At 61.2% G+C, this 2,162-nt stretch carries 5 protein-coding genes; 2 read left to right on the forward strand and 3 right to left on the reverse strand.

What is annotated here, in order from left to right; genetic code table 11:
- Nucleotides 1–71: 71 nt before the first annotated feature.
- Together F1735_RS33135 and F1735_RS33140 are read right to left on the reverse strand one after the other, a co-directional pair.
- The gene (locus F1735_RS33135; protein ID WP_167241200.1) at nt 72–236 is read right to left on the reverse strand and encodes a hypothetical protein; all 165 of its coding nucleotides are present in this window, start codon (nt 234–236) and stop codon (nt 72–74) included.
- Nucleotides 237–345: 109 nt separating this feature from the next.
- On the reverse strand, nt 346–753 hold the full coding sequence (locus F1735_RS33140; protein WP_167241202.1) for a hypothetical protein: 408 nt from the start codon (nt 751–753) through the stop codon (nt 346–348).
- Nucleotides 754–1,117: 364 nt separating this feature from the next.
- On the opposite strand from F1735_RS33140, the gene F1735_RS37655 reads away from it, so the two are divergent.
- Entirely contained in the window at nt 1,118–1,252 is a 135-nt protein-coding gene (locus tag F1735_RS37655; protein WP_267876719.1) for a hypothetical protein, read from the forward strand.
- Between the two features lie 8 nt (nt 1,253–1,260).
- Here F1735_RS37655 and F1735_RS33145 read toward each other — a convergent pair whose 3' ends face one another.
- Nucleotides 1,261–1,617: an antibiotic biosynthesis monooxygenase family protein gene (locus F1735_RS33145; RefSeq protein WP_167241204.1), complete on the reverse strand. Its 357-nt coding sequence runs from the start codon at nt 1,615–1,617 to the stop codon at nt 1,261–1,263.
- A 79-nt stretch (nt 1,618–1,696) separates the two neighbouring features.
- Here F1735_RS33145 and F1735_RS33150 point away from each other — a divergent pair, with 79 nt between their 5' ends.
- Nucleotides 1,697–2,080, forward strand: coding sequence for a S26 family signal peptidase (locus F1735_RS33150; protein WP_167241206.1), 384 nt, complete (start codon nt 1,697–1,699; stop codon nt 2,078–2,080).
- Nucleotides 2,081–2,162 lie beyond the last annotated feature (82 nt).

The following is a 2,162-nucleotide window of genomic DNA, read 5'->3' on the forward strand; positions in this document are numbered from 1 at the left end:
GACGACGGTACACCTCAATCCCGAAAAAAGTGTCACGGAAGCCGTCACCAAAAAGGAGAAAAATCAAGCACTCAAAAAAGCAGCGTAAAAATCGTATTTAGGCGACAACTAGCTTGCAAATTTCCGTCTTCGATGTCGAGCAGCGCCGCATGCGCGGCATGGTGCGCCTGTTCCAGCGCGGCGGCGGACACGAGGCCGTCCCGAACCAGCGCGTCGTACTTGCTGTGTGCTTGCATGCGGCATCCCATCATGGCGGTGGAGGAAAGTCACATGATGTGGACATTCCCGCAAGCCGCGCTTGACCTCGCTCAGGCGTGCGGACGGAACCGGAACCGCCCGCGCGCGTCAGTTAGAGCCGAGCAAGTCGTGGGCGTCGAGGATGGCGTAGATGATGTCCGGATGGCGCTCGAGCGCGCGCCGGATCGCGCTCGGGACCGCCTGACGGGTCTTGCGGCACAGGCCCGGCCGGTCTTCCAGCACAATGCTCAGCCCGCGCGCGCTTTTCACCTCGTTGCGACTGGGCGTGATCTGCAAGACCACCCCGAGCTGGCTGCGCAGGCGCTCGCTCAGCTTGTTCAGTTCGGCGTAGCTGGCGATGCTCTCGATATGCGCGAGCAGTTTCTTTTCTTCCTCGCGGGTCAGGCGCAGGATGCGCGTGTCGCCGCCGGGCTCGGCCAGCAGGGCGTCGCGCCGGCACACGCAGGCGCCAGGCGGGCATTCGGTGCGGATCGGAAAAGGTGGTGCCTGGAGCATGGTGGTCGGATCGCCGCAGCGGGGAACGGGCCGGATCGATAGAGTAGCCCCGTAGCGGCGTTGCTGTCAAACGGCGGCCGCCGCGCTGGCCCGGCAATGCAGGTCGGCAGATCTTCTTGCCCTTGTTAATGGACTTGCAGGGCGCCAGGTTCGACCCTGCTTACCCGGTGTGGAATTCAGTCGCGACATGGGCGATAATTCCGCCATCCACCTTCCATCTTTATTGCTTATGGAATGCACATGCCCCCATTGCCAGGCCCCCCTCGGGATATTCCTTGCGGGTCCCGGCCGCCCGCGCGTCAAGCAGGGAGCTTGTCCGGTCTGCGCAAGCAAGGTGACCGTCGGCGCGAACGGTCAACGCTGTATGATCGTGCTGCCCTTGCTGATCGTATGCAGCTCGCTGGCCTGGGGTATCGTGCCGCCGCTGATACTCGGACTGCTGTCAGGGTTTGTGCTGCTGACCACGGTAATGCAGTTGGACAAGCTGCCGCCGGCCTAGCGCGGCCGTCATTGCGCCGCGTGGAGATCAGCCGGCGCCGTGCTCGCGGGCACGTTCATCCTGTGCCCCAGTTCGGCATTCCCGTAAGTACGAATCACTTCGGAAATGAGCACGTGATACCCGTCCAGCCACTTCGCCTGCGCCGCCTTGGCCTGCAAGTGCGCCGGATGTTGCATCAACGCTTGCAGCGCTTCCAGGCTGTCCCAGTAGTACACGTTCGAAAACAAGCCGGTGGCGCGGTTTTCCCACGCTTCTTCACCCAGGTAGCCGGGCAGCGCCTTGGCCGCCTCGGCAATGGTTTTGTCGAGCTGATGAAATTCGTCGTCGAGATCCTTGGTACCGAAAATGAAGGTGGAAGAATACATGGCGTGCCTGGTAATGAGTGAACGGCAATTGTGCCATGCCAGCAATCAAATTGTTGCAGAATCATAGTTGCGTGAGAGAATGCCGCTTTCTGCATGGCTGGCGTGCGCCATCTTCTTCCTGCTGCCGGGGCCACTGGCCAACGGCGCGATGGTGGTGCTCCAGTTGACCCTGGTGGTGCTCGGCGTGACCTTGGGCTACCGCGTGGCCAGCCGCGCCCCGTCGCGCGCTGTCAGGCCGGGCTACACGCGCTGGTATGGATTGCTGGCCATCGCGCTGCTGTACCTGATGCTCATGGTCGGCCTGCGCGCCTGCTTTTATGAAACCTTTCGCGCACCCTCGACGTCGATGGCGCCGATCATCCGGGCGGGTGCCAACCTGCTGGTGCAGAAATGGGGCGACGGCCATGTGAGCGCCTATCCTGAATTTTGCATAAAAAAGGGCAAGAACGCCGTAAGTGATTGATAAAATGTGAGTTATCGAGAAACACATCCATCAACACAAAAAGCACCTTGCCCGACATGAATTCTACTTCAGAACAGCTCCG

The organism is Massilia genomosp. 1 (assembly GCF_011682185.1).
In the GTDB taxonomy this organism is placed as follows: Bacteria; Pseudomonadota; Gammaproteobacteria; order Burkholderiales; family Burkholderiaceae_D; genus Telluria_A; species Telluria_A rubra.